At 65.9% G+C, this 3,221-nt stretch carries 5 protein-coding genes; 3 read left to right on the forward strand and 2 right to left on the reverse strand.

All coding sequences use genetic code 11. From position 1 onward, the window contains the following. The first annotated feature begins 181 nt into the window (after positions 1-181). Positions 182-868 carry a hypothetical protein gene (locus ABEI27_RS14815; RefSeq protein WP_375800183.1) on the forward strand — a complete coding sequence of 229 codons (687 nt, stop codon included), beginning with the start codon at positions 182-184 and terminating at the stop codon, positions 866-868. An 81-nt stretch (positions 869-949) separates the two neighbouring features. Next, entirely contained in the window at positions 950-1,369 is a 420-nt protein-coding gene (locus ABEI27_RS14820) for a hypothetical protein (RefSeq protein ID WP_375800184.1), read from the forward strand. A 60-nt stretch (positions 1,370-1,429) separates the two neighbouring features. On the opposite strand, the gene ABEI27_RS14825 is transcribed toward ABEI27_RS14820, so the two are convergent. Next, positions 1,430-1,642, reverse strand: a complete 213-nt coding sequence (locus ABEI27_RS14825) for a ribbon-helix-helix domain-containing protein (protein ID WP_375800185.1) — start codon at positions 1,640-1,642, stop codon at positions 1,430-1,432. Between the two features lie 117 nt (positions 1,643-1,759). Here ABEI27_RS14825 and ABEI27_RS14830 point away from each other — a divergent pair, with 117 nt between their 5' ends. Then, a complete protein-coding gene (locus tag ABEI27_RS14830; protein WP_375800186.1) occupies positions 1,760-2,083 on the forward strand; it encodes a hypothetical protein in 324 nt (107 codons plus the stop codon). A 209-nt stretch (positions 2,084-2,292) separates the two neighbouring features. Here the strand turns inward: ABEI27_RS14830 and aglJ are convergent, their stop codons facing one another. Next, entirely contained in the window at positions 2,293-3,213 is a 921-nt protein-coding gene (gene aglJ / locus ABEI27_RS14835; RefSeq protein ID WP_375800187.1) for an S-layer glycoprotein N-glycosyltransferase AglJ, read from the reverse strand. Positions 3,214-3,221: the final 8 nt, after the last annotated feature.

A 3,221-nucleotide genomic window follows, 5' to 3' on the forward strand; every position in this document is an offset into this window, starting at 1 on the left:
GTCCTCCCGAGGCCGTCCACCTCCCTGGACTGGTTCGTATATGCGCCTCCACATACGAGAACGTATAACATACTTCGTGATAAATTTTGCCGCGGTTCTCACCAGACGACGCTGAGAGCCTTCTCGCCCCTCGACAGTCGCATACGGCGGAGTTATGACCGTCGCGTTCCGAGCGAACTGTATGCCAATGAAGGGCGGCGAGACGGACGGGTATCGTGAGATCGACCGTTGGGACCGCGGCGTCGGGTGGATCGCCTATCCCGACGAACAGATGCAGCGTGCGAGCCACGCGCTGGTCGGCGACGAGGGCGGCGTCTGGGTCGTCGACCCGGTCGATGCGCCCGACCTCGACGAACTCTTGGCCGAGTTCGGTGACGTCGCGGGCGTCGTCCTCGGACTCGACCGACACAAGCGGGACGCCGCGACGGTCGCGCGACGCCACGACGTGCCCGTCTACCTCCCACGGTGGATGTCGGACGTCGAACGCGATCTCGATGCGCCGGTCGAGCGCTACGGCACCGAACTCGGCGATTCGGGCTTCGAGCCGATCAAGATCCGGGATTCGAGCCTCCCCCGGTGGCAGGAAGTCGGGTTAGTCCACCGTGTTGACGGCACGCTCCTGGTCCCGGAAGCCGTCGGGACCGCGTCGTTCTTCTGTGCGCCCGGCGAGCGACTCGGCGTCCATCCGGTTCTGCGTCCGATTCCGCCGCGACGGGCGCTCACGCGATACGATCCCGACCGGATCCTCGTGGGGCACGGCGCAGGCGTGATGAACGACGCAGCCGTCACGCTGCGGCGGACGCTCGACGACGCGCGGACCAATATGCCGGGTGCCTACGGCCAGATGATCCGCGAACTCCTGTCGTAGACGCCTCGCACCCGCCTCGGACGCGGGCCATCGGTCGCCAGCGTCCGACGGGGTTTTGCTTCTGCCCGCCGTTCGTCCGCTGTGGTGTACATCACCCGCGGGCTCCTCGACGCGCTACTCGAGATGGCCGAGGCCGAAGAGCCGTCGCCCGTCAGTGTCGTGCTCGCGTCGACGCCGGCGGGTGAGTTCGAGAGCGAACTCGCGCTTGAGGACGGCACGCCGGTGCTGACGCACTTTTATTTCCCCGACGCCAGCGGGTCGGTCGCGGCGGTCTTCGGCGTCGACCTCGGAACTCCAGCGGGTCGCGGCCGCGCGCGGTTCGTCTCACACCCGCAGGGCCCACTCGAGGCCACGCGGGAGGACACCTTCGCCGCTGCGGTCGTCGTCGCAGTGCCCCCGTGGGACCGATCCTCCTGTGCGGCATTCGACCGCAACGACCGCGAACTCGACCTCGACGTTCTCGATTCTGAGCCCCCGCAGGAGACGCTCTCCGATGACTGACCGCGGTCGGTCCGGTCTGTCCCCTGACAGCCGGCCGGCCTCGCCTCTCGCTGTTCGGACTCAGCGGTCGAGATATCCGAGGTCAGCGAGCTGTGACGCGATGTCCTCGAACTCCGCTTCGGTGAGTTCGCCCTCGCGCTGGTGCTGGATTACGATGCTCCGGAGGAGGAACCGCACGAGATCGCTCGTACTCGAGAAACTCGTCCCCTCGATTGTGTCGTCGACGCGTTCGGCCAGATCCTTCGGAATCGAAACGGTGGTGTATTCGGTCATCGTTCGAGAGGTGACGCGGCCGGCCACAAAACCCTGCGGACTTTGCGGATGGAACGAGCATTTGCTCCGCTGCCGGAGCCGGGGGTTTTTCTATCCCCGAATCCGTAGCAATCTTCGATGGCTGTCAGACCACCGCAGCAGGGCGATGACGAGCCCGACTCGCTGGAGTTCGGCATCGCGGCGCTTACTCCTTACCTCTCCGAGGCGAACCTCACGTTTCCTGCCACCACCGACGAGATCGTCCGCGCGCTCGGCGACCCTGCGATCCCGTACGACGCCAACGGGAATGCGGTCGCGCTCTCGGAGGCGCTCGCGGCCGTGAACCGGAAGCAGTTCGACACTCAGCGCGAACTTCTCGACGCGCTGCACCCCGTTCTGGAGGAGTACCGCGCCTCGGGCGGCGGGCTGTTCTCGCAGCTCCGGGCGTTGTTGCCGTTCTAAAACCCACCTTTTTATCGAGGGTCCTCGGCCGCGCTCCGCGCGGCCTCGAACCCCCGACAAAAACCTGGAGGGAAAAAGTGCCGCTCGGCTCGCGTTCGCGAGCCTCGCGGTGCGATACGGATCGACTTCTCCCCGTTCCTTCCACCTCTCAGTGCGACCGTGACTTCACGACCGCTGCTCCTTCGGAAGTCGGCGTCCCCGATTCGGCGCTACTCCGAGCCGTTCTCCTCTTCGATCTTCTGTAACGTCTCGCGGTGCAGCGACAGCACCAGATCCGCGAGCACGCCGAACATCAGGAGCTGGACGCCGACGATGATCCCGAACCCCGAGACCACCGCCAGAACCTCGTGAGAGACGTTTCGCGTAATCCACTCCACCAGGACGTAGGCGGCGATGACGAGGCCGCTGACGGTCGAGAGCACGCCCAGGCTCCCGAAGTAAAATAGGGGGTTGTTCGTCTTCGCGCGCCGGTACAGTTCGAGGAAGATGATCCCGCCGTCGCGGATCGGCCGGAGGTTCGTGTCGGATCCGGAGGGCCGCGGGAGGTACGTGATGGGCACGACCGCCGTGGGGATCTGGTGCTTCGCGCACTCGACGGCCATCTCCGTCTCGATGCCGAACCCGTCCGAGGAGAGGGTCATCCGCAGGAACGACTCGCGGGTGAATGCGCGATACCCCGAGAGGATGTCCCCGAAGTTCTCGCCGTGGACGAACGCGAATCCGCGGTTGATGACCCGGTTGCCGAACTGATTGAAGCGGGTCATCGCGCCCTCGCGGAGGTCCGCAAAGCGATTGCCGATGACGTGCTTCGCGTCGTCAGCGAGGAGGGGTTCGAGCATCGCCTCGGCGTCCTCGATGCGGTAGGTCCCATCGCCGTCGAGCATCAGCACGTACTCGCGGTCGACGTGCTCGCGAACCCCTTCGCGGACGGCCTGGCCTTTGCCCGACCCGGACTGGTAGACGACGCGCGCGCCGTGTTCGGCGGCGATCTCGTCTGTACCGTCCTCCGAGCGCCCGTCGACGACGAGGACGTCCTCGAAGCCCGCGCTCCTGAAGTCGTCGAGGACCCGTCCGATTGTCTCGGCCTCGTTGTAGGTCGGCACGAGGACGCAGACGTCGTCGTACTCCATCGTGGGGA

It is taken from the genome of Halobellus sp., assembly GCF_042218505.1.
Classification (GTDB): Archaea; Halobacteriota; Halobacteria; order Halobacteriales; family Haloferacaceae; genus Haloquadratum.